Origin of the sequence: Flavobacterium sp. FlaQc-47 (genome assembly GCF_044006475.1) — a bacterium.
Classification (GTDB): Bacteria; Bacteroidota; Bacteroidia; order Flavobacteriales; family Flavobacteriaceae; genus Flavobacterium.
Genome location: NZ_JBIPCQ010000001.1, coordinates 160,229 through 183,247 on the forward strand (window position 1 = coordinate 160,229; position 23,019 = coordinate 183,247).

Annotated in this window: 20 protein-coding genes; 4 read left to right on the top strand and 16 right to left on the bottom strand. The window is 33.8% G+C overall.

Annotated elements, in window-relative coordinates:
• Positions 1-361 precede the first annotated feature (361 nt).
• The 3 genes from ACHRVX_RS00500 to ACHRVX_RS00510 form a co-directional block, all read right to left on the bottom strand.
• On the bottom strand, positions 362-1,678 hold the full coding sequence (locus tag ACHRVX_RS00500) for an ammonium transporter (RefSeq protein ID WP_395327721.1): 1,317 nt from the start codon (positions 1,676-1,678) through the stop codon (positions 362-364).
• A gap of 338 nt (positions 1,679-2,016) precedes the next feature.
• Positions 2,017-3,324, bottom strand: a complete 1,308-nt coding sequence (locus ACHRVX_RS00505) for an amidohydrolase family protein (protein ID WP_395327725.1) — start codon at positions 3,322-3,324, stop codon at positions 2,017-2,019.
• 40 nt (positions 3,325-3,364) lie between these two features.
• Entirely contained in the window at positions 3,365-6,361 is a 2,997-nt protein-coding gene (locus ACHRVX_RS00510) for an amidohydrolase family protein (RefSeq protein WP_395327728.1), read from the bottom strand.
• A 129-nt stretch (positions 6,362-6,490) separates the two neighbouring features.
• Here ACHRVX_RS00510 and ACHRVX_RS00515 point away from each other — a divergent pair, with 129 nt between their 5' ends.
• Entirely contained in the window at positions 6,491-7,468 is a 978-nt protein-coding gene (locus tag ACHRVX_RS00515; protein WP_395327731.1) for a Gfo/Idh/MocA family protein, read from the top strand.
• Between the two features lie 25 nt (positions 7,469-7,493).
• On the opposite strand, the gene ACHRVX_RS00520 is transcribed toward ACHRVX_RS00515, so the two are convergent.
• A complete protein-coding gene (locus tag ACHRVX_RS00520; RefSeq protein ID WP_395327734.1) occupies positions 7,494-8,663 on the bottom strand; it encodes an ankyrin repeat domain-containing protein in 1,170 nt (389 codons plus the stop codon).
• A 202-nt stretch (positions 8,664-8,865) separates the two neighbouring features.
• Between ACHRVX_RS00520 and ACHRVX_RS00525 the strand changes: the two genes are divergently transcribed.
• Positions 8,866-10,401: a YifB family Mg chelatase-like AAA ATPase gene (locus tag ACHRVX_RS00525; RefSeq protein WP_395327737.1), complete on the top strand. Its 1,536-nt coding sequence runs from the start codon at positions 8,866-8,868 to the stop codon at positions 10,399-10,401.
• A 256-nt stretch (positions 10,402-10,657) separates the two neighbouring features.
• On the opposite strand, the gene ACHRVX_RS00530 is transcribed toward ACHRVX_RS00525, so the two are convergent.
• From ACHRVX_RS00530 to ACHRVX_RS00565, 8 genes are all read right to left on the bottom strand, one after another.
• Positions 10,658-11,344: a GNAT family N-acetyltransferase gene (locus tag ACHRVX_RS00530; protein ID WP_395327740.1), complete on the bottom strand. Its 687-nt coding sequence runs from the start codon at positions 11,342-11,344 to the stop codon at positions 10,658-10,660.
• A gap of 38 nt (positions 11,345-11,382) precedes the next feature.
• Entirely contained in the window at positions 11,383-12,255 is an 873-nt protein-coding gene (locus ACHRVX_RS00535; RefSeq protein ID WP_395327743.1) for an alpha/beta hydrolase, read from the bottom strand.
• 65 nt (positions 12,256-12,320) lie between these two features.
• The gene (locus ACHRVX_RS00540) at positions 12,321-12,884 is read right to left on the bottom strand and encodes an HD domain-containing protein (protein ID WP_395327746.1); all 564 of its coding nucleotides are present in this window, start codon (positions 12,882-12,884) and stop codon (positions 12,321-12,323) included.
• Between the two features lie 244 nt (positions 12,885-13,128).
• Positions 13,129-13,617 (bottom strand): DUF2314 domain-containing protein, encoded by a 489-nt coding sequence (locus ACHRVX_RS00545; protein ID WP_395327749.1) that lies wholly within the window; start codon positions 13,615-13,617, stop codon positions 13,129-13,131.
• A 62-nt stretch (positions 13,618-13,679) separates the two neighbouring features.
• Positions 13,680-14,867, bottom strand: a complete 1,188-nt coding sequence (locus ACHRVX_RS00550) for a hypothetical protein (protein WP_395327752.1) — start codon at positions 14,865-14,867, stop codon at positions 13,680-13,682.
• 153 nt (positions 14,868-15,020) lie between these two features.
• Complete coding sequence (locus ACHRVX_RS00555; protein ID WP_395327755.1) at positions 15,021-15,746, bottom strand: hypothetical protein; 726 nt, start codon at positions 15,744-15,746, stop codon at positions 15,021-15,023.
• Between the two features lie 46 nt (positions 15,747-15,792).
• Complete coding sequence (locus ACHRVX_RS00560) at positions 15,793-16,407, bottom strand: hypothetical protein (protein WP_395327757.1); 615 nt, start codon at positions 16,405-16,407, stop codon at positions 15,793-15,795.
• Positions 16,408-16,861: 454 nt separating this feature from the next.
• Positions 16,862-17,257, bottom strand: a complete 396-nt coding sequence (locus tag ACHRVX_RS00565) for a helix-turn-helix transcriptional regulator (RefSeq protein WP_395327760.1) — start codon at positions 17,255-17,257, stop codon at positions 16,862-16,864.
• A 280-nt stretch (positions 17,258-17,537) separates the two neighbouring features.
• Between ACHRVX_RS00565 and ACHRVX_RS00570 the strand changes: the two genes are divergently transcribed.
• Together ACHRVX_RS00570 and ACHRVX_RS00575 are read left to right on the top strand one after the other, a co-directional pair.
• Entirely contained in the window at positions 17,538-18,764 is a 1,227-nt protein-coding gene (locus ACHRVX_RS00570; RefSeq protein WP_395327762.1) for an NAD(P)/FAD-dependent oxidoreductase, read from the top strand.
• Between the two features lie 39 nt (positions 18,765-18,803).
• The gene (locus tag ACHRVX_RS00575) at positions 18,804-19,313 is read left to right on the top strand and encodes an Rrf2 family transcriptional regulator (RefSeq protein WP_395327764.1); all 510 of its coding nucleotides are present in this window, start codon (positions 18,804-18,806) and stop codon (positions 19,311-19,313) included.
• Between the two features lie 123 nt (positions 19,314-19,436).
• Here ACHRVX_RS00575 and ACHRVX_RS00580 read toward each other — a convergent pair whose 3' ends face one another.
• The 4 genes from ACHRVX_RS00580 to lysA form a co-directional block, all read right to left on the bottom strand.
• Positions 19,437-19,835 carry a helix-turn-helix domain-containing protein gene (locus tag ACHRVX_RS00580; protein WP_395327766.1) on the bottom strand — a complete coding sequence of 133 codons (399 nt, stop codon included), beginning with the start codon at positions 19,833-19,835 and terminating at the stop codon, positions 19,437-19,439.
• Positions 19,836-19,973: 138 nt separating this feature from the next.
• The gene (locus ACHRVX_RS00585) at positions 19,974-20,345 is read right to left on the bottom strand and encodes a hypothetical protein (RefSeq protein ID WP_395327769.1); all 372 of its coding nucleotides are present in this window, start codon (positions 20,343-20,345) and stop codon (positions 19,974-19,976) included.
• Positions 20,346-20,454: 109 nt separating this feature from the next.
• Positions 20,455-20,904: a hypothetical protein gene (locus ACHRVX_RS00590; protein ID WP_395327771.1), complete on the bottom strand. Its 450-nt coding sequence runs from the start codon at positions 20,902-20,904 to the stop codon at positions 20,455-20,457.
• A 731-nt stretch (positions 20,905-21,635) separates the two neighbouring features.
• Complete coding sequence (lysA, locus tag ACHRVX_RS00595; RefSeq protein ID WP_395327774.1) at positions 21,636-22,859, bottom strand: diaminopimelate decarboxylase; 1,224 nt, start codon at positions 22,857-22,859, stop codon at positions 21,636-21,638.
• Positions 22,860-23,019: the final 160 nt, after the last annotated feature.

Consider the following 23,019-nt stretch of genomic DNA (forward strand, 5'->3'; position numbering starts at 1 on the left):
AGATGCAAGATGAAAGAAGCAAGATTTTAGAAAGAAGAGAATAAAAATGAATAATAGAAATCTAAAATCTGTGATCTAAATTATATTATAAGGTCTAAATTAATTTAAATAAAAAAGCACTTTGGTGATATAACCGAAGTGCTTTTTTATTTACCAAAATCTGTAATCCACATTCAGCAAAAATCTTTTATCTAAAATCTTGCATCTTTCATCTTGCATCTAAAATCTTGCATCTATTTTCTATAATCTACAATCTTTACTCTCTATTCTAAAATCTACAAGTAGTCAAAAGCAAAAAAGCACTCTAAGTCAGACTCAGAGTGCTTTTTTATGGTTATTATATTGGTTTTGGTATTGTTTTTTATAAAAATTCTCCGTGTTGAGAGATATCTAATCCTAACTCTTCTTTTTCTTCAGTAACTCTTAGCGGTGTAATTTTATTTACGACATAAAATAAAATATATGAACCTACGAAAGCAAAGATAGAAACGATTACTAAAGCAGTTAATTGGTTGATGAATAAAGTTGGAGTTCCGAAAATCAAACCTTGATTATCTCCAACAGCCGGGTTGATTGCTTTTGAAGCAAAAACACCAGTTAATAGCATTCCAACCATACCACCAACACCGTGACAAGCGAAAACATCTAATGCATCATCAATTTTTCCTTTAGGGAATTTGCTCACTACAAGATTACTTACAATTGCAGCAAAAGCTCCAATGAAAATAGCGTGAGGAATACTTACAAAACCGGCAGCAGGAGTAATGGCAACAAGTCCAACAACAGCTCCGATACAAGCTCCAAGAGCAGATAATTTATGTCCTATAATCTTGTCAAGGAAAACCCATGCCATAGCAGCAGAGGCAGCAGCAACAGTTGTAGTCCCTAAAGCCTGAACTGCTAATCCGTTAGATCCTAAAGCAGAACCTGCGTTGAAACCAAACCATCCAAACCATAATAAACCTGTACCTAATAATACATAAGTAATTCTGGCAGGGTTCACTTTTTGAATTTTTCTTTTCCCTAAGAACATTGCTCCGGCTAATGCAGCCCAACCTGCGCTCATGTGAACTACAGTTCCTCCGGCGAAGTCTAGTACTCCCATTTTAAAGAAAACTCCATCAGGATGCCACGTCATGTGAGCCAATGGTGCATATATAATTAAGATAAATAAAACCATGAATAATAAATAAGCCCAGAAACGTACACGTTCTGCAAATGCACCAGTAATTAATGCCGGTGTAATGATGGCAAATTTTGCTTGAAATAACGCGAATAACATAAACGGAATAGTTGGGGCAAGACTCCAGGCAGTATTGGTACCAACGCCCTGAAAGAATAAATTAGGAAGCGGGTTTCCAATGATTCCTCCAATAGTAGGTCCAAAAGCCAATCCAAATGCAACAACAACCCATAAAATAGTAACAATTACCATTGCCATAAAACTTTGAAGCATGGTACTAATAACGTTTTTCTTACCTACCATTCCTCCGTAGAAAAATCCTAATCCCGGTGTCATAAGCAATACAAAAGCAGTGGCTACGATCATCCAAGCTGTATCTCCTGTATCAAACTTTACAGCCTGCTCCGGAATCGGGTTGTCTGTGAGGATAAAGTTAGAGATAAAGGTTAGTACCAAAATAGTGATAAGAATCACACTTAAAATAATTTTTCGCATAGTTATTTAGTTTTAAATTTTTTATAAAAGTATAAAACGAAACGACACCCCTATAAAAAATAGAGTCAGATGTTTAATTTTTGTTAATTTTTAAATTTAATCCCCTATATTTTGCGTGTATTTGTTAAAATCAACTTAAAATTTGTAATTTATTAATCAAAAAGTTGAAAAGTAGACTGCTTGAAGCTTTTGTTAACAAAAAATCAGGATAATAATTCTAATTTTAAGAGTAATTGTGTGTGAATTATTAGAAAAGTTAGCGAAACGATTTTGATTTAAAATAAAAAGGCATCAGATGAAAATTTCAAATGATGCCTTTTTAGGTAAAAATATTTTAACTATTTCTGATTGAATTTTGCTTTGAATTTATCATTCAGTTTCGTTTGAAAAGTTTCTAAATTAATTGTTCTTCCCTGAATAAAAGCTGATGTTAATTTGTTTGTTCGCATGTCTAACGCATCTCCTTCAGATATAAATAAAGTAGCATCTTTACCGGTTTCTAATGTACCGCAAGTAGCATCAATACCTAATAATTTTGCTGTATTTGAAGTGATAAGCTGTACTGCTTTTTCCTTGTCTAAGCCAAAAGCAGCACAAGTTCCCGCTAAAAACGGAAGATTTCTAACGCTCATACGCTCGTGATCTCCGCTGTTTTCAAGACCTACAACAATACCTTTGTCAGTAAGTATTTTAGCCATTTTGTAAGGTAAATTTACATCTTCGTCATCACTTGTTGGCATATCATGAACACGTCTTAAAAAAACACCAACATTATACTTTTGCAAAACATCAGCTGATTTGTACGCTTCAAATCCGCCTACAATAACAATTTTTTTAATCTGATTATCTACCGCAAGTTGTATAGCATCTACAATCTGTTTTTCCTCATCTGCGTGAATATAAAGTGTTTGAGTTCCGTCAAAAAGTCCTTTTGTAGCTTCAAGAACTACGTTTCTGTCTTTTGAAGCCGCTTGATTGTAGGCTTTTGCGTTCACTAAAAAAGCAGTTATTTCCTCTACTTGTTTAGGGTAATCTTTGTTTGCTTCAATAACTCCGGGTTCAAACCAAGATCCCGATCTTTTAAAATTAGAGGGGAAATTAAGATGAATTCCGTCATTTTCTTTTAAAATAGCATCTTTCCAGCTCCATGCATCTAATTGTACCACAGATGATGTTCCTGAAATTGTGCCTCCGCGAGGTGTTATCTGAGCGATCAAAACACCATTTGGACGAACCGTTTCTACCACTTTCGATTCAGAGTTGTAAGCAATAATACTACGTACATTTGGGTTGAAACTTCCAATTTCTTCCTGATCGTCTGATGATTTTACGGCATCAATTTCTACTAAACCTAAGGTTGCATTAGGAACAATAAATCCCGGATAAACGTGTTTTCCGCTTGCATCAATAGTAGTGTCAAAAGCATCTGCGGCCAGTCTTATAATTGTTGCATCTGCTACAAGCGTAATTTTTCCGTCCTTAAAACCAATTGCACTGTTTTGAATTACGGTTCCGTTACCTAAATGTGCAGTAGCATTCAAAATCAAAACCGATTTGGTTTGTTTTGGTGCCGGTATTTGCTGCGCTTTTATTTGTATTGAAGTACAAACTGCGAGCAACATTATATATATATGTTTATTTATCATGTTATCTGTTTTTATCTTTACGAATTTTCTAAAGCGATTATTATTGTTCCAAAGTATCACAGTGATATTCCTTTTTCTCTTTTCTGGTTGGCTGTTGCGTTCCTGCGCCTTTGTTTTTTTCCTGTAGCATTTGTCCAATCAGCAAACTTCTTTCTTTAGTGATTGCCAATTGTTTTTCAGCATCTTTTTCGATATCAAAATAAACAACACCTTCAATAATTGTTTTTTCTGCTTTAGCATAAATAGATAAAGGATTATCGCTCCAAAGTACAACATCAGCATCTTTACCCACTTTAAGGCTTCCTACTTTATCATCAATATGTAATAATTTTGCAGGATTCAGGGTGACGAATTTCCAGGCATCTTCTTCAGATATATTTCCGTATTTCACCGCTTTTGCTGCTTCCTGATTCAATCTTCTTGACATTTCGGCATCATCAGAGTTATACGCTACAACCAATCCTGCGTTATGCATAATTGGTCCGTTAAACGGAATTGCATCATTTACCTCAAACTTATACGCCCACCAGTCAGAGAAAGTTGAAGCTCCAACGCCGTGTTCTTTCATTTTATCAGCAACCTTATAACCTTCAAGAATGTGAGTGAAAGTATTTACCCTGAAATTGAATTTTTCAGTAACATTCATCAACATTAAAATCTCAGATTCTACATAAGAGTGACAGGTAATAAAACGTTCCTTATTGATAATTTCGGCAATAGTCTGTAAATCTAAATCCACTCTTGGCGCTTTTCCTTTTTTAGAACCTGCGTTGAATTTTTTCCAGTTTTCGTCGTATTCTTTTGCACGTTGAAAATAATCGGTAAAAACCTGTTCAACACCCATTCTGGTTTGCGGGAAACGAGTAGGATTGTCAATTCCCCAGTTTGCTTGTTTTACATTTTCTCCCAAAGCAAATTTGATAAACTTAGGTTGGTTTTTGTACAACATTTCATCCGGAGACGAACCCCATTTCCATTTTACAATCGCAGAGCGACCACCAATAGGGTTGGCAGATCCGTGTAATAATTGAGAAATTGTAACTCCTCCGGCTAAATCCCTGTAAATATTAATGTCTTCAGAGTTTACAACATCCTGAATTGTAACTTCGGCAGTAGAGTTATGCCCCATTTCGTTTACACCTTTAGAAATAGCAATATGCGAGTGTTCATCGATAATTCCGCTAGTGATATGTTTGCCTTTTGCATCAATAACAGTTGCCGACGCATCAGATAAATTTTTACCAACAGCGGCAATTTTTCCGTTTTTGATCAAAACATCAGTTTCAGTCAAAACACCTTCTTTTTCGTTTGTCCAAACTGTAGCATTTTTAAACAATAAAGTTTGCGCCGTTAGTTTTTTAGAATCACCAAAAGCAACGTTAGGATATTTTGTTGGGATAATTGGATTTGGTTTTTCTACTTTAGATGTATCTTTAACTGCAACAAATTCACTGGTTCTTACAGCGTTCCAAACTAATTCATCACCGTTTGATAATACTGCTTTACCGGATAAACTTTCCGGTTTTTCAACAAATCCTGTTAAACGAGAATAATTAGATTTAATAGTATCAGCAGGTTTGATTAAAAGTGAAATCCAGTTTTTAGAAAAAGTAAAAGTTGTTTTTAATTTTTTTGCATCAGCGGTAGTAACCTCAGATTTTGGAGCATCGGCAGTTCCGTCAATTTTCCATTTATACGTATCTTTTCCAACTGTTAAATTGTAGTTTCCACGAATATCTTTTCCATTAATATCATTTACGACATATTTAGTTCCCTGAACCCAGTTTTCGTATAAAACCGTTTTCTCGTCAAATATTTCGCCGGATGTAATGACAAAATTCGCGTAACTTCCTGTTTTTAAGCTTCCAACTTCATTACTTTTTCCAAGAATAGCAGCAGGAATTGTCGTTAAAGCTTCTAAAGCTTTAGTTTTATCAAAACCTAATTTTATCGCTTTCAATAAATTAGGTTTAAAATCCTCGGTCTTTTTTAATTTGTCTGTCGTCAAAGCAAAAACAATTCCGTTGTCTGAAAGCACTTTTAGGTTCGTAGGTGCCTGGTTCCAGAAACGCATATCAGCCAATTCGATTTGATTGGATAAATAAGGATTTGAAACATCATAAGCTTCAGGAAAACTTATCGGAATAATATATTTAGCGTTTGTGCCTTTGATTTCTTCAATTCTTTCAAATTCATTTCCGCTTCCTTTCAGGATATAGTTTAAACCAAATTCTTTAGCAATTTTAGCTGCTCTTAAGCTGTTTAATTTGTCTTCTGAAGCAAAAATCTGAACTAATTTTTCGTTTTCTGCCAAAGCTTCTAACGATAAATCTTTAGTTTCAGAGTTTCCTTTTTTATACCAGTCTAAGTCTAAATACATTTGACGTAGTAGAGCCATCATACCCATTAAGGAACTTGGATATGCCTGATTGGTTAAAGCACTTTTTGTAAACGCAAAGTGATTGGTTACTTTATTGGCAATAATTTGTTTGCTGTTTTCTGTATTGTTCAAGGCAACTAGAATTCCGGTTCCCTGAGCAACTCCGTCAGGAATATGCGTACCAACAACTCCAAAACCGGCTTTTAATAATTCTTCGGCTTTAGGCTGATCGTATTTAAAAGATTCAAAAGTGTTTACTTCAGAGCGAATGCTTTCGTTCCAGTAATAACCCACTCTTTTTGTGTCGTATAAAGGGTTGCGATCACGTCCGCGACCAAGGTTACTCTTTGGTTTTTCAACTCCAAAGCTAGTATAAATATCAATGAATGAAGGATAAATTGTTTTGCCTGCAAGATCGATAGCGATGCTGTTTTTAGGAATTGTAATGTTATTTCCAACAGCGATAACTTTACCATCCTGGATTAATAAAGTTCCTTTTTCGATTTTTTGAGTTGGGGTAACATAAATTGTGGCATTGGTAAAAACAGTGTAGTTCTTGCTTTTGTTTTGCACACTTTCATTAATAGGGAAGTATTCCTGAGCGTATGTTTTTGTTAAAAATACACTCAAAAAGAGTAGGAGTAGGGCTTTTTTCATAGTTTATTTGCAATTTTGTTGCTAAAAATATGAAATATATGTTATCTAAAATTTATTTAGTAAAATGTTTTTTCTTTATTTGGATAAAATTTTAATTAAACCCTTGATAAATAGTACTTACAGAATAGGATGGAAAATAACAATAAGATAAAATGGGGAATTATTGGGTTGGGAAATATTGCCAATCAATTTGCTGCAGACTTATTACTTTTAGAAGAGGCGGAAATTTTTGCAGTTGCTTCAAGAGACCATGATAAAGCAATTGAATTTGCCCAAAAATACAATTGCCCACATGCATATAATTCATATGACGCTCTATTTAACAACGATCTGGTTGATATTATTTACATAGCGACACCACATGATTCACACGCCGAATTATCGATAAAAGCTTTAGAACATGGCAAAAATGTTTTATGCGAAAAACCACTTGCACTGTCTTATAAAGATGCTGTTAGAATGATAGATGCTTCAAAAAAGAATAATAAATTTTTTATGGAAGCTTTCTGGACCCGATTTATTCCGTCAATTCAGGACGTTTTGTCTAAAGTAAATCAGGGAATTATTGGCGATATAAAATATGTCAATGCCGATTTCGCTTTTTATGCGAATGAAACAGAAGGAGGAAGGCTTTTTGATAAAAAATTGGGCGGAGGCGCTTTATTTGATATCGGAGTTTATCCTTTATTTCTCTCCTATATTATGCTCGGAATTCCGAAAGAAATAATCGCAAAATCAATTTATCATAAAAACGGAATCGATCTTCAGACTTCTATGATTTTACAATATGAAAATGCGCAGGCAGTTTTACATGCTTCCATAGCTTCAGAATCTGATATGAAAGCCACTGTAAGCGGCACAAAAGGGCATCTTGAGCTTAATTCTCCTTGGTATATTGCTGATGGATATTCTATTTTCAAAGAACAAAAAGAAGACAATTTCAGTTTACCCAATTTGGGAAAAGGATATACGCATGAAGCGATCGAATGTCATAATTGCATTAGAAACAATCAAATAGAAAGTCAGCTTTGGTCCCACAAAAATAGTCTGGATTTGAGTAAGATGGTGGAGGATATAAAAAATCAAATCGGATTAAGTTTTTCTTAATCCGATTTAGAAATAAATATTGGAGTTAATTAAGTAATTCAGCTATTTCATTCTGATTCGTTAAAATCGCGAGAGAAAGTGCAGTGTGGCCTTCTGCAGAAATTGATTTATCGGCATCATTTTCAAGCAGAATTTTTACAACATCAATATGCCCCATTTCGCAAGCTCGATGTAATGCCGTAAATCCTCTGTGGTCTTGTAGATTTATCAAGCCGCCTGATTTTATAAGTAAATTTAATTTTTCGATTTTGTTAGATTGCACCGCATTCATTACAGGTGTTGCACCTTGATGTGTTCGTGCATTTGGATCAGCTCCTAATTCAAGTAATTTTGCCATAGATTCGATACTTTCTGCTGCCATTGACCAATGCAAAGGAGCTAAGCCATCTCCTGCTAAAGCATTTAAATTTACTCCTTTTTTATATTGGTTCTCAATTTCTTGTAAATCTCCCTGAGCAACTGCAATGTGAAGCAATGAATGCGATCGCAACGGCGAATTTGCAACGGGTAAAAATTGATCATCAAATACACCTAACTGAGCCATATTTCCATAAGTTGAAAATGCCCAATAACTGGCACTTTTTGTATCATTTTCTAGTTCAAGTGGTAAAAGTGCAGGAACTATCTCGTCAATCGAATGGCTGATTAAAATAAAGTTAAGGATGGCTTTTGTAAATTCAGGGCTTTCATCTTCCGTAAATTCTCCCGTAATGGTTTCTACTATAAGTTCATTTTCTTTTTGAGTTGTTTTTGCAACCACTAAAACTTCCCGTAACCAACTGCGAACAAAAATCAGAAATTCTCCATCAAAATAAACTGCCCATTTATGCTCCATTGTGTTGGGCGAAAATAAAACTCCGGGATAAAGAATTTTATCTGTTTTAAATGAAATATTTGCAGTGATTGTTTTTTCATTTACAGGTCTTTGTCCAAAAAAAGAAGTACCGTTTTCACCACTGTAAGAAATTGCATTCACAGCCATTTTTTGATTTTGAGAGGTAGAAATCATGGTTAGTGTAAAAGGTCTTAGATCTAAAATCCTTCGTCCCCATGGATTTTCGGCTGCTTCTATCCATGATAATTTTATTTCATCTGATATTTCTTCTTCCTCTTGCTGTTTTGCCGTTTGCTCAACTTCCTGTTCAACTTTCTGTTCAGCTTTATTTTTTCCGAAAAGGTTTCTTAAAAATGACATTTTTTTGGTGTTCGTTTTTATAAAAGGCTTATGTTTAAAAAACGAATATAGCAATTAAATTGTAATCAGCATTGGGTATAAAAAATATTAAATCATTATTAACGGCAATTTTCAACTTTTTTTATTGTAATAAAATATTTACAAAATAAACAATTTTTACATATTAATTAGATACTTTTACTTTTTTCAATAATGATTAGATATGTTAGTAAAAGTTTACGGAAGTGCTGTTTTTGGAGTTGAAGCTACTACAATTACTGTAGAAGTTCATATGGATAAAGGAATTGGTTATCATTTAGTTGGATTGCCGGATAGTGCGATAAAAGAAAGCAGTTTCCGGATTGCGGCAGCCTTGAAAAACAACGGATTAAGTTTGCCCGGAAAAAGAATTACCATAAATATGGCGCCCGCCGATTTGCGAAAGGAAGGTTCTGCCTATGATTTGCCTCTTGCAATGGGAATTTTAGTAGGTTCAGATCAGATAAAAGCGCCTAATATCGAGGATTATATTATTATGGGTGAACTTTCGCTTGACGGAAGTTTACAACCTATTCGTGGCGCATTGCCCATCGCCATAAAAGCAAAGGAGGAAGGTTATAAAGGTTTTTTTCTTCCTATTCAAAATGTAAAAGAAGCCGCTATTGTAGCAGGATTAGATGTTTACGGAGTCGAAAATGTTCAGGAAGTAATTGATTTTTTTGCCGGAAAAGGAACTCTTGTACCTACCATTATTGATACCAGAGCCGAGTTTTATAAAACACTGGATTTTCCCGAATTCGATTTCTCGGATGTCCGCGGACAGGAAAGTATAAAACGCTGTATGGAAATCGCCGCTGCCGGTGGTCACAATATTATTTTAATAGGTCCGCCGGGAGCGGGAAAAACCATGCTTGCCAAACGATTGCCCAGTATTTTACCGCCAATGACTTTGCGAGAAGCATTAGAAACAACTAAAATTCATAGCGTTGCAGGAAAATTAAAAGAAGTCGGATTAATGAATCAGCGTCCGTTTCGTAGTCCGCATCACACGATTTCAAATGTTGCGCTCGTTGGCGGAGGAAGTTATCCACAGCCCGGTGAAATTTCAATGGCGCATAATGGCGTTTTATTTCTGGACGAATTGCCGGAATTCAAGCGTGATGTTTTAGAAGTAATGCGTCAGCCGCTTGAAGATCGCGAAGTTACTATTTCCCGAGCTAAATTTACCGTAACTTATCCGTCGTCATTTATGTTAGTGGCAAGTATGAACCCAAGTCCCAGTGGTTTTTTTAATGATCCCAGTATGCCAAATACTTCTTCTCCGCACGAAATGCAGCGTTATTTAAGTAAGATTTCAGGACCTTTATTAGATAGAATCGATATTCATATTGAAGTTACGCCGGTTCCTTTCGAGAAATTATCAGACGATCGAAAAGCCGAAAGCAGCGTCGAAATCAGAAAGCGGGTTACAGCAGCGCGTGAAATTCAGACCGCAAGATTTGAAGAGATGGAAAACATACATTATAACGCGCAAATGAGCAGTAAATTGATCCGGGAATATTGCGCGCTGGATGATCAGTCAAAAGAATTATTAAAAATGGCAATGGAACGATTGAATCTTTCGGCGCGAGCTTATGACAGAATCCTAAAAGTAGCCAGAACAATTGCCGATTTAGATGCTGCGCCAACCGTAATTTCTCAACATATTGCCGAAGCTATTCAATACAGAAGTTTAGATCGTGATGGCTGGCTTGGATAGAGTTTTTTGATTTTGAGTATAGAGTTTTGATTTTAGAGTTTTTCACTCAGTATTTTTATTTCAAGGAATGACAAACTATACGAAATAGTGTTATGAAAAATGATTTTCCTAGCCCCGATAAAAGTGGAAATCCTTTTGTGGCGGGGTTCGCCACAAAAGATTGAAACGGATAGCGGGATTAGCTCCTGAAAAAAAGAGTTGGTTTTATCATAGAAATAGGAACGATATACTTGGTGATTAAAGTTGTAGAATAATTTTACTGATTTTTAGCAATATTCCAAAGGCTCATTTTTCTTCTGGTCACAAAACCTAGCTTTTCATACAAACCAATTGCTCCAATATTACTTTCGACTACATGCAAATACGGCGTTTTGTTCTGACTAAAAATAGTATTGACAACATGTGTAATTAATTGTTTGGCATATCCTTTTCCCGTATGATCGGGATGAGTTACAATAGCGCTTACTTCGGTAAAATTGTCCATTTTCATGCGTTCACCGGTAATTGCCACTAACTGATTGTTTATGAAAATGCCATAATAATCACCCAATAACGGTGTTTTAGTTTTAAAATATCCCGGCTGAACTAAATTGACCAAATCACATAAATCAGTATTATGCTCCTCTGTAAGTTTAGTGATTTCTGTAGTTATAGGTTGGTCGATTTTATCGTAAATAATCATTTGAAGACAAACTAATTCCTTTGCAATTTTTAGAGAATCAGGAATTTCAGGTTTTTCTCCCACGATAAAAAAGCTTTGTGCTAATGCAGCATATTCATTTATTGCAGCTACGGTAGTTTCAGGTTTTACAAATCCTCCAAACGGACAATAATCGGGATTGTAAAATTTGGTTCCGTTATAATCTATTGCAAATCCTGAATGAGTTTCAGACAAAGAATTCCAGGTTGGATTGTCTAATTTGTTTTCGTCTCTACTGTTCATAATTCTATAATACTATTTTGATAATTTAAAAAGCTCGCTTATTCTTTATTCTGAATAGGATAAAAGAACTTAAAAGAATTTGAAGTTGCAGGATGCAAAATTGTGCCATGATTTTCCTGAGGTAAATAATCAAAATACACTTTAATATTTTTACTTTTTGTTGCTTTGATTTTTTCGGCTAACAAATTGGCGTCAACTTCCATCACTCTTGGAATTTCTGTTGGCGTAAGACCTTCTTTACCAACAGCGATATAAATTTCGGTTTTTTGATTGAAATTTTCCTGAAAAATAGTACTATCCTGATTTAAGATAGAACCATTATTCCACCAAATACTAGGGCTCACAATTACATATTTATTAAAAAGTGTTGGTTTTTTTAATAGAATTTCGGTTTCTAATAATCCTCCTAAAGATTGTCCTATAATCGTTTTAGAATCGTTTGTTTTGTATTTTTTATCAATAAAAGGTTGTAATTCTTTTTCGATAAAAGCAATAAATTTATCCGAATGTCCGGAAGTTGCAAAGCGTTTCTGATCCTTTTCGATAGTGGTTGGAAACGTAAAATCCCTTCTTCGGTCAACCGTTGCAATTCCTACCACGATAGATTTAGGAACCTGATTGATCCATTCAAAACTATTAAATTGTACCAAACCCGCAATATGAATAAAATCTTCATCTGCCGAACCGTCTAATAAATAAATTACCGGATATTTAGTCGCATCTTCGGTTTTATAGCCTTCCGGAAGATAAATGTTCAGGATTCTTTTTTCACCCAATTCTTTTGATTGTAATTCATCAATTACGCCTAATACAAAAGGTTTGCTGGTTGCTGTAGTTTTTGATGTATTGGCTTGACTAAAAATTAATGTTGAGGAAAATAATAAGAAAGTAAGTGTGATAAATTTATTCATTTTGTGGTATTTAAGAATCATTTGGATTCACATATAAATCTCGAAAAAGTTTGTGCGCTAATAGTCTAATTTTGATTATGTGAAGTCACACAATATTCTAAATAGGCGATTATTTTTTCCTGAAGTCTTTTTTCAAGAAAATCATTACTTCCTTTTAATGCATTTGATATTTGGACCGCTTCTTTCTGGTATTCCTTAATTTTTTCTACACCCCAAAGTTGTGGCGGAGTTTGTAAATTGGTTATTCTGTCTGCTAATTTTACAGCCCAGACTTCTTTTGATAATTTTTTGATTCGGTTCAGACTATCGGTCATTCTGTTTTCTTTAGGGATTTCGGCATTCTTTGTCAATGCCAGGACAGCTTCGGCAATTTCCGGGCTAAATTCCTGCGAAAGTTCTTCAAATGTAGTTGTAGTATCTTCTAAAATGTCATGAAGTAAAGCCACCTGAACTGCAAATTGCGCATTGAATTGTTTGGTATTTTGCGAAGCAACTAAAATTTCCATGGCTACATTGCTTAAATGCACAACGTAGGGTATGTTAGTTCCCGGAATTAATTGATTGATATCTGCGTGTCTTTTTGCGGCGAATTTTATTGCTTTTTGATATAGCGTTTGTATGTCAGTCATAATAGTTGTTGAGAGATTTTAATTTTGGCTTGTACTAATGTTTAAAAATACAGAGAATATTTTCTCTTACACGAAAATACAAAAAAAATCCCGCTTCAATTGAAACGGAATTCCTTAAAATATAGCCAAACTTCAGCAATTCTCTTTTTATTTAAGTCTGTAATTTTGATAATATTTTTAAGGAATGAAGCTGTAATGCAAAACAGATATTCAGAAATAAAATCATAGACCTTACAATTTTTTTTTAATCAATCTGCATGCCGCTTTCGGCGTCAAATTGTTTTTTTTCGTCTTCAGACATTCTGTTTCGTAATACTTTTATAGTGTAACCGCCATACAGTTTTCCGTTGTCAATATACATCCAGTCGCTAATGTTTTTAGAATCAACATTTACTTTATCGCCAATTTTATATTCGGTAATATATTCAGGTTCATTGTCTAAAACTCCGGAATATTTTCCATCTTTAAACTCTACATCACTTAACCAAATATGCTCAGCATCAGTTTCATTTTGGAATTTAACTTTAAGTGATTTTACTTCAATTTCAGGATTAAGTAATGCAGCATTAAAATCAGTCAGGGTTTGATTGGCTTTTTCGATTGCCGCATTCATTTCGTTATCAGTACTTTTAACATCATAAATATCAGGCTGATTTTCTCTTTCGACTTTGTCAGAATTTTTACAGCTTATAAAACAAAATATAATTAAGGTAATCAGGATTTTACTTTTCATTTTGATATGGAATTAAGTTTTACTTTTTTCAGAATAGGAACAAATTTTAAGGCAAATATTGTTTAACCCTTAAACTTATTCCTGACAATAATATCTTTAAGTCTCGCCTTTAAATCTTCGCCGGTATCAAAAACCATTTGTTCATTGTTTGGGAAAGGCACGGCGCGTTTATTAAAATACGTCATATAATTATCCTCACAAGCACTTTTGTCGCCTTTGTAAGTTGAATAAATATTTTCGAAAATAAATTCACTTGTTACCGGAAACGATTGCAGTAATTGACTTGTTTTTGCATCAACGTAATCCACTTTTGCAGTAACCTGACATGATTTAAATTGTCTGAATTCATAAATGTTGGCACGAAGCGTTCTGTAATTGTCCACTTTTATTTCCTTGCCCAAAGTATCTTTTACAGGTCTTCCGCGACTGTCCAAAAGTGTTTTTACACCATCTTTAACCTGTCTTTCTTTGATGAATTCCTTTTCCTTAATTTGTTCCGGCGAAATAATAATTTGTCTGAAATTGATAATCAGACTATAATCATACGTAACATTTTTTTGTCTTACACTATGATAAACCGTCCATTTATCGTTTAATCCGTAGGTTTTAAAATCCAGTAAATCATCCTGAAGTTGTTTCGGGATCACCATATTGGTTTCATTTTTAGCATAAACATCCACAAAATCAGTTCCTTTAAACTGCGCATCGTCCATCAGTTTTTTGGTGTTTTTATATCCGGGATTGATACTTTCCAGATAGAAAAAATCATCGTATGCTTTTCTGAAATCCAGCTTATTTTTCGATTTTAAAAGTGCCGAAGCATTTTCATATAAGTATTTTGAAAGTGCATTTTTACTGCTCACAATCTGATCTGAATAATTATCAAATGCAAACGAAGCATTTTTGCCCAGTTTCAATAAAGGCAACGGTAATAAAGGTCTGATTTTTTCCTGACGGTTATTAAGCTGCAAATAAGTATTATAAATACGTTCAGAGTTAGCAGCGTTTGCTTCCTTTATCATCAAATCAAGATCGCGTAAATCCCTGTCTTTCGCTTTTGCAAATGCCTTTTCCAGCAAATACACATAATCTTGTTTTCCTTTAGAGTCTTTTTTAGTTTTCAGTGCATCAACAGCGCGATCTATGGCTCCGTCATAATTTCCGTCGCTTAACAACGACTGCGTAGTTTTTACACCACATGACGAAAAGGCTAAAAATAATATAGAAACCAATAAAGTAATTTTTTGCATAACTATTGCTTTTAAAGCTGTAAATATATCTGTTTTTATAGGAATTCAGATAACGTACAATTTAAATTTCCGGAGCAGTAATTTTTATATTTAAAAGAATCATTTGTCCCGCTTTCGCCTTTATCTTCATCGCATTAGGAGGATATCGACTCTTTATTTATATTCCTTTCCATTAAAAATTAATTTTGAAGTTTCTTTTTTGATAGTTTCCTTAGCGATGCAATCGTCTTTTGTAGGGACGTTTACAGTTTTAACAATTTTAGTTTTCACTATAATAGTACTAAAGTTGTGAATTTGCGTTTTATCCATATCAAAAGTCGAATTAGCATCTTCAAATTCTCCGGCACAATTAGTATCCCATTCTCCGCTGGATTTTGAAATTGTGTAATCCTTAAGCACTTTTTTTAGAGAATTTTTATCAATAATATACAATGACAAATTAGTTTCGCTGTAAGGATTTGGTCTGCTGCTTCCGGAATAATTCACCCTGATTCCAAACGCTCTCGTGGTTTTATTTAAAAGATATAATCCCGTATCAATTGAAATACTGGAAAGCACTACAGCATCAGATGTCCAGGCATTTGGTTCAATACCCTTATAAATGATTTTACCGCTCGCATTATCAATCACAATAATATAAGCATCTAAAACAAAATAATAATTGCCATATTCATCTTTTTCATTAACGTCATATTTCGGAATCACCAAAACGCTTTTCGATTTATCGTAAGGCAATATTTTCTCCGTAAAAAGTTCCTTATTTATTTGGCTTTCCTTAAACTTAAGTTGTTTTAAAACCGAGTTTAAATGATTCGCATTTTGGGCAAACGAAAGTTGAAAGCATAATAAAAATAGCAAAGCAAAAAGGCATTTTTTCATAAGATTATTGTTTTTTTAACTTTACTATTTTGTTATAATTTTCAGTTTAAGATATTTTGAAAACCTCTCCGCCATTTTTTATGTAAGTAATTGTTTTGCTTAAGCTTTCTAATTCCTCATCATCTTCGCTAATTTCCTTTATAAGTTCATCACGTTCCATATTTTGCTCTATAACTCCGTTTTCATCTTCAACAGCATTCGTCGAAAAAATATCTGTAGCAGTAATTATACCTTCTGCTATAATGCAATGACCGTAATCGAGGATTGTTTTGGTCACAATATTACCGCCAACATTTAAAACATAATCACAAAGAGAATCTCCTAAAATTACATTTGTAGCGTTTAAATCTCCTGTGAAAGACATGCTTGACAAAGTGATTAAATTTTTGCAATTCACATTCCCTAAAACAATCAGCAGCGACGAATCGACTTTGTCACAATCTTCAATTACATCAGCAACATTAAGATCGCCATTTACAAGCACGATATCATTTCCTACTATTAGGTTTTCTAGATTAGTTTCTCCGGAATATAAAACAATTTTACCCGCTACATCGTAAAAAGCTTTTAATTCGGGAATAATTTCATCATTCAAAACAGATTCTTTTTGGTTGATTAATGTGATCGCTTCTTTTAAACTAATTTCTTTAAAATTCTCCATTTACAATTTTACTTTTAAGATTTTTGAAGTTTCAAAGCCATTTTAATTACAATTTTTGGCTTTTAAATTTTATTAAAAATATAAAAAAATACTTATAAACGTTACAGACTTCGTTCTTTTTAAAGAACATAAAATAACCTTTTGATAATCAGAATTTTAAATTTTAGGAGCAGTAATTTATGTTTTCAAAGAACCATTTGTCCCGCTTTCACCTTTATCTCTCCATTCCATTACGAGGATATCGGCTCTATCGGGGCTGGATTAGTAATTTCGTTTTTATTAGTAGTTAAGGCAGAACGCATTACGGTCGATAACGACTATAATTGATCTCGTAAAAATTAAAAATCAAATTGATCTTGAAGTCATAAAGGGTTGACTTTTTCAGATAAGGCAAAAAAAAAATGTGCAATAGAAATTGCGCATTTTATAGATAAAAATCATCTTATCAGGAATATTATTTCCCTTTGATTATATTTTGTAAATAATCGACCTTTTCTCTTTCCACCTGAACTAAACGTTCATAAAGCTCAATAACTTTATCAAGCGCATTGAATGTACATTGACTATTAATTCCCTGAGCACCGGAATTAGCACTATTATCATAAAAATTATTAAAGAAATTAAAAACTGATTCTTCCCTAAAGTTTTCAATAACTTCAACAGTAACTCCCAGAATTTTTGCAATTTCTACAAGCCTTTTAAAATCAACTTCCTCGCTTCCTTCAATGCTGGAAATAGTTTGTTGACTTATGCCAATAGCTTCTGCAAGAGCTTGTTGTTTCATTCCGAAAAGTTCTCTTATTCGGCTAATATTTCTGCCAATGTGTTTAGTTTTAGTTGCTGTACTCATAATTCAAGGGCATTTAAAATTCTTTAAAAAAATAGTTATTGATAAAAAACACTTTTTTTTGTTGCGATACTATGTTTGGTTTTTATAGCTATAAGTGTATGTATTTTAGTGAAATTCGGCAAATTTTCATATATTCTAAACTTATGTAAATATAATAATTGTAAGTTTAAAATGATTTATTTTGATATTGAATAAAAAATAAATAAAGAAAAATATTACAATTAAGATTATTATATGTTTATTTGCGACAAATAGTATCGTAATTATCTATAAAAGAAAAATGAAAAAAGAATTGTTGATTATCGGAAGTGGTTTTGCAGGTTTTTGGAGTGCTTTAAGTGCTATTCGTCAAAGTCGTGAATTAAAAAAAGAAGAGGAATTACAAGTAACTGTAGTAAATAGGGATGAGTATTTAACGATTCGTCCGCGATTATACGAAGTTTCGTTAGAAGGCTTAAGAGTTGAACTAAATAAATATTTCAAACCATTACATATTAAACTTATCATTGGCAAAGCCGAAATCATAAACACGGAGCAAAATCAGGTAACGGTTGCAACCGAACACGGAACAAGATTGTTGTCCTACGATTATTTGATTTTATCATCAGGAAGTGTTTTAAAAGCCATAAATATTCCGGGAATTGAAAAAACTTTTAATGTAGATACTTTTAATGGCGCTCAAAAACTAGAAGATCATTTAGTACAATTAGCAAAGAAAAACTTTAGTGGCGATGGCGCTTCGACTTTTGTAATTGCAGGAAGCGGATTAACCGGACTTGAAGTGGCGACGGTAATTAGGGAAAAAGCAAATAAAATTTTAGCGGATCACCATCAAAAACCAATTGATTTTAAGGTTGTACTAATAGAAAAAGCCGAAAAAGTTGGGAATTATTATTCGGAAAAAGCACAGGATTATGTCATAGAAACCTTGAAAACAAAAGACATAACTGTAATCGCAGGCGTTACTTTAGACGGAGTTTCGCATAATGGCGCAAGGTTAAGTGATGGTCAATTTATAGCATCACAAACAGTAGTTTCAACAGTAGGATTAGTGGCGAGTTCGCTTTCGTCATTTTTTAAAGGTGAAAAAGACAAACAAGGACGTTTGCATGTAAATGAATATCTCCAGCTCGAGGAACATCATAATGTTTTGGCAGCCGGCGATGTGGCAAATGTTCCCGTTGATTCCCAGGGAAATAGTTCGGTAATGGCGTGTCAGTTCTCCATGTTTTTGGGGAAATGGGCGGGACATAACGCTGTAAACGGTTTATTTGGTCAAGCTTTAAAACCATACAATTACACAGATTATGTGACTTGTGTTGATCTTGGTCAGCAAGACGGAATGTTAACGACTGGTTGGGAACGTACTTTGCTTTCAAGCGGAATTGAGGGAAAAACAATAAAAATGGAAGTAACTACAAAACTAATTTATCCGGCAGAAGACGTTCAAACCGCACTTGAAGATTCCTATCCCGAAGTCCCAAATGTGAGCCAAAGTGCCGTTTAAAATCAGTTTGTTATTTATGGAATTCACAACATCATTGTTATGCCAACTTTAGGAAAAAATGTAGAATATGCGATACATTCTTTGGTTTATTTGATTGATAACCCAAAAGATAGTACGATTACGGTACGCGATTTGGCAAAGTTTCAAAATATATCCGAAACGTATCTGGCAAAGGCTTTTACCAAACTTAAAAAGGCAGGAATTGTGCGATCGAATATTGGTGTAAAAGGAGGTTATAAATTGGCAAAAACCGCCAATGAAATAACTTTTTTAGATATTGTACTTGCTGTTGAAGGTGAGATTTCGTTTTTTGAATGCAACAATATCCGGGACAATTGTATCCTGATGGATAAGGAAAATCTCCCGTGGAAAAAAGGCAATTATTGTGCAATTCACCTCGCGATGATCGAAACCGAAAATAAAATAAAACATTCATTGCAGGAAAAAAACCTACAATGGGTTTATGATACCATGAATAAACAATATGGGAAGGAAATGATTGATAATTCACGAAATTGGTTTGAAAGAAATGTTGTGAATACAAAATAGAATTTGCAATCCTGTTAATCTTCTTGCCAAACGGAAATGTGCTTGTTTATTATCAACAAAAAAATGCGCAAATGTCTGGAGACTTTTGCGCATTTTTTATAAGAAATTGTATTTCGTAAAATATTACTTTGCTTTTATTATATTTTCTAAATATTCTATTTTTTCTTTTTCAAGCTTAACTAAACGCTCGTAAAGTTCAACAACTTTATCAATAGGATTGAAGGTACAATAGTTATTAGGACCATTTATCTGATTATGATTTGAACTATGATCATAAAAGTTATTAAAATAACTAAAAACAGTTTGTTCTGAAAAAGTTTCAATTGCTTCTGGTGTAACTCCAAGAACTTTTGCTATTTCTCGCAGTTTTTTAGTTTCAACATCTTCACTTCCTTCAATATTAGAAACAGATTGCGGGCTTATTCCAATAGCTTCGGCAAGCGCTTCTTGTTTTATTCCTCGAAGTTCTCTGATTCGGCTTATGTTTCTGCCAATGTGTTTGGGTTTGGTTGCTGTGCTCATAATTCAAAGGTATTTAAAAAACCTCTTTCAAAATAAGGATCGGTAAAACACATGTTCTTTTTGGTACGATACTATTTTAAGTGGTTTTAAAAAGGTACAATACGCTTATTTCTGACACTATGGAATTATAAATTTCAATTAAATCTTAGAATTAATTTTCCATTTTATCTGATATACAATTTCCCAAAACAAAATAGAAAATACTGCATTTGCCATTATTGCAGTTTTAATACCATAAGGATCTAGGTTTGAAAACAAATGCAAATCGCCAAACTTCATTGCTAAAAACAACGCCAAAGCTGCAATTGCAATAGAACAAACTATATTTAATAAAACGTTCCATTTTAGTGCGAAAAAAGCATAGATAATATTTAATACAGCAAAACCGCAACCTAAAGTTTTAAAAGGATCGGTTGCTAATTTTTCCGCCAGTGTAAGTAAAAGCGAAGTCGAAGAAAGATATAGAAAAAATAGTATGGAATAAAAAAGGATTCGGATTTGAGGTTTCATTAGATTATTTTTTTGCAAAGTTACTTAAAAGAATGAAACGGAATTTTAGAATTGTTCTTTTGATTATTGTTGTTGCTCCAAAGTTTGAAATGAAAAAGGATAGTTTCTCTTATTGCAAAATTGCTTCTATTTTAGTTTCCGATTTTTCTTTGATCGTGCTGTCCGGACGAAAACTCCAGATTACTAGAAATTTTCCTTTTGCAAGATATTCTTCCGGATGTTCATCTGTTGGCTGACCGTCTTTTCCCCACAACAAACCTTGCAGAAATCTGTCACCTTTAAAGGTATGTTCAAATTCAAAATACATGATTGATCCACGATCTGTTTTACTCTTAAAACTTTGAATAGCTTTGTTTTTTACCGTTCCAACAATTGTACTATAGGTTTCAATATCAGTATAAAAATTGCAGGCCTGAACAGAAACACAAATATTACCGTCGTTTAAAGCGTAGGTTTTTGGAATTTCTTTTGGTTTTAGCTTTAAATCAGCGATAGTTTGGCTGAATATATTTGTACTCAGTAATAAAAATAACAGCGATAGGGGAATCGTAATTTTCATGAAGTTTTGGTTTAGTGGGAATTGAATTTACCGGGCTAAAATAATATTTTTATTTGAGTTGAGTGAAATTGATTTTTAAGAAAGGGTAAGATTAATTTAAGCGCAATTTCATTAAGTTAAGCTTTTAGAAAATAAAATTATTGCAAATCAAATCCGTTTTCATCCGCGTTTTTACGAAGTAAATCGTTCTTATCCGCGTCGAAATTAGACGCTGATTTTACTGATTCGCTAAGCGAAAACGCTGATAAAAACAGATTTTGCTAATTACTTTCTTGATTAAGGTTGCGTCGTTCCTTGCATCACAAGATGCTGGTGATTACTTTGCGTTTCAAGGGATTAAAATTCCCAGCTACAATATTTTCCGAACCTCTGGTTCTCTTAAAAAGTTCCATAGGAACGCATTATTTTGCAGGACTTCAGTGATTTTATTTGCAGAATTTTGTAAGGTTGCTTCGTTCTATGCAATGACAAAGATTATGGTTACTTTGCGCTTCAAGGGATTAAAATCCCTAGCTACAATATATCCCGAACCTCCGGTTCTCTTAAAAAGTTCCGTAGGAACGCATTATTTTGTAGGGCTGGACTTCAGTCCAGTCTAGGTTCAAAAAGAGGCATAGTAATTTAGCAAACGGGGCTTCGACTCCGCTCAGCCAGACAAACGTTTCATAATCTAAAACAAAAAATCCCGCCTCAATTAAGAAACGGGATTAGTAATATTCTCTTTTTTTATTTTAAACTGTTGCAGCAACTTCTTGTGGCAACGGAATTTGATTTTTAAGCAAATCTTCAAATGTTTCGTGTTGGCGAATTAAGATTCCTTTTCCGTCTTTCCATAAAACTTCGGCTGGTTTGTATCTTGAATTGTAGTTGGATGCCATTGAGAAACAATATGCTCCGGCGTTTCTGAAAGCAAGAATATCCCCTTCGGTAATTTCCGAAATTCTTCGGTTATTGGCGAAAGTATCTGTTTCACAAATATATCCTACAACAGAGTAAAAACGCTCTTTTCCTTTTGGGTTTGAGATGTTTTCGATATAATGTTGTGAACCGTAAAACATCGGGCGGATTAAGTGGTTGAAACCACTATCAACTCCTGCGAAAACTGTTGAGGTTGTTTGTTTTACTACGTTTACTTTTGCTAAGAAGAAACCTGCTTCGCTCACAAGGAATTTTCCAGGTTCGAAAATCAATGTCAAATCTCTGCCGTATTCTGCACAGAAAGAGTTGAATCTTTTTGATAATTTTTTACCTAATTCTTCAATATCAGTTTCGATATCGTCTTTTTTGTAAGGAACTTTAAATCCACTTCCGAAATCTAAAAACTCAAGATCTTTGAAGTGTTTTGCGGTATCAAACAAGATTTCGGCAGCATACAAGAATACTTCGATATCAAGGATATCAGATCCTGTGTGCATATGAATTCCTACGATGCTCATTTTTGTATTCTCGACAATTCGCAATATATGCGGAATTTGATGTACCGAAATTCCAAATTTACTATCGATATGTCCAACAGAAATATTTGCATTTCCTCCCGCCATTACGTGTGGATTGATACGAATACATACCGGTATTTGTGGATATTTTGTTCCGAATTGCTCCAGAATAGATAAGTTATCAATATTGATTTGTACACCCATTGCGGCAACTTCTTCGATTTCTTCAAGAGAAACTCCGTTTGGTGTAAAAAAGATTTTTTCAGGTTCATAGCCAGCATGAAGTCCCAATAAAACTTCTTGAATTGATACAGTATCTAAACCAGATCCCATGTTCTTTAATAACTGAAGAATCGCAACGTTTGACAATGCCTTCATGGCGTAATTAACTCTTAAGTTTTCTACCTTAGAGAAAGCTTTAGTTAACCTGTTGTACTGAGATTGGATTTTTTCGGCATCATAAACATATAATGGACTTCCAAATTGGTCTGCTAACTGCAGTAAATCTTTTGCTTGCATTTTTAAACTATTTTAAGCAAAGTTATTACACTTTTGAGTAACGACAAATTTTTTGTAGAAAAATAACAAATTGTAACAAAATGTTTGTTTTTAAACAAAAAGCAACTTATTTCGAATTTTTGTAAAACGTTTAGCCCACAGATTCTACGGATGAAACGGA